The sequence below is a fragment of the Pseudonocardia sulfidoxydans NBRC 16205 genome (genome assembly GCF_007989085.1).
GTDB lineage: Bacteria > Actinomycetota > Actinomycetes > Mycobacteriales > Pseudonocardiaceae > Pseudonocardia > Pseudonocardia sulfidoxydans.
On sequence record NZ_BJVJ01000170.1, the window covers coordinates 1 to 1,635 of the forward strand.

The following is a 1,635-nucleotide window of genomic DNA, read 5'->3' on the forward strand; positions in this document are numbered from 1 at the left end:
GCCGCGGCCCGGTGCACGTGTTCAACCCGGCCAACATCGGCGGGCTCGCCAGCTCATTCGGCTGGGACCCGGTGCAGGGCTGCGGCGACCAGGCCGTCGCCGACGCCCAGGCCTGGGCACTGGTGCGCGGGGGCGGCGGCGCCGCTGGGATCGAGCGCTCCGACTTCTGGGCCCAGAAGGCCCAGGAGATCATCCGCTGCTACCTGATGGCCGCCGCCCTGGCCGGCTACGACATGGGCGCGGTCCACTACTGGGCCACCAAGCCCGACGACCCGACCCCGGTCGGCATCCTCGAAACCCACCCCGACCGCGCCCCGAACGCATGGGTCGGCACCTTCAAGACCCACCTGGCCGCCAGCCCCAACACCCGCACCGGCTACTTCGCCACCGTCGTGAGCTGCGTCGGGTTCATGGACAACCCGACCGTGGCCGCCGCCTGCCGGCCCGCACCCGGGCAGACCTTCGACATCCACGACTTCCTGCGTGGCGGCGCGCTGTTCGTGATCGCCGGGGACGACAAGCGGCTCTCCCCGCTGATCACGGCCCTGACCGAGTACGTGTTCCGGCAGGCGAAGATCGTCGCCGCGGGCTGCCCGGGCGGGCGCCTGCCCACGGGGCTGGCGATGATCCTCGACGAGGTCGCCCAGACCACCCCGGTCCCCCTCGACAAGTGGGCCGCCGACAGCCGCGGCTGGGGCATCGACGTCACCGCGGTCGTCCAGGACCTCGCGCAGCTGCGCACCACCTGGGGCCCCGACCGCGCCAAGACGATCTACGCCAACCTGCCGACCAAGGTCGTGCTTCCCGGGGTGGCGGGCAAGGACGACCTGGAGGAGCTGGCCTACCTCGCCGGGCGCCGCCACGTGCAGAAGCTCTCCCACGGAGAGTCGGTCCAAGACGGCGGCGGGCGGCTGGGCCGGCGGTCGGTGAGCACCAACCGCCACGTCGCCGTCGAGCCGGTCATCAGCGGCGAGACGATCTACGGGCTGCCGCCCTGGCACGCCTACGTGCTCGGCCTGGCCCGCCGTGCTGTCGTGGTGAAGTTCGAACCCGGCCACAAACGCGCCCGCCGCGTGCAACGCCAGCTCAAGCAGCCCACCGACGACCAGCCCCACGACCCCTTCCTGCCACCGCTCGACCACGCCGGAGCCACCACATGACCACCGCACCCGACGGAGGACCAGCCAACTCGCGGGCTGGCCGTGACAGCCAGGTCCTCGACCTCGCCGCGGACGTGCGCCGTGTCCGCGACGACGTCAACCGGCTCCGGGAAACCATGGGCGACCTCGCCAGCACGGTCTCGGAGTTCGGACCCCAGCTCCTCGATGTCCAACGCGACCTCAACGGCGTGCGCGGCCTGGTCGACGAGCTGACCGCGGCCACGGAGACGACGCAGACCCCGCCCGCGGACTGGTTCACGATGACCGCCGACGCCGCACAACAGGAATGGGTCGCACTTGGGGACTGGGTCCACCACGTCCTCGCCGGCTGGTACCAGATCGCCCGCGCCCAGCTCCCGGACTGCTGGGCGCTGCACCGGCCCGCGTTCCTGCAAGTGGCGTGGCTGCACACCAGCCACACCCAGGCCTATCTACCGGCCAGCCACCCCAACCAGGCCGCCGAGTGGAACACCCG

Annotated in this window: 2 protein-coding genes; both read left to right on the top strand. The window is 72.2% G+C overall.

Annotated elements, in window-relative coordinates; genetic code table 11:
- A partial coding sequence (locus PSU4_RS30830) for a type IV secretory system conjugative DNA transfer family protein (protein ID WP_186817288.1) occupies positions 1–1,160 on the top strand: 1,160 nt, incomplete at its 5' end.
- Positions 1,157–1,635: hypothetical protein (locus PSU4_RS30835; protein WP_147116195.1), on the top strand; the 479-nt coding region annotated here is incomplete at its 3' end. The genes PSU4_RS30830 and PSU4_RS30835, both read left to right, overlap by 4 nt.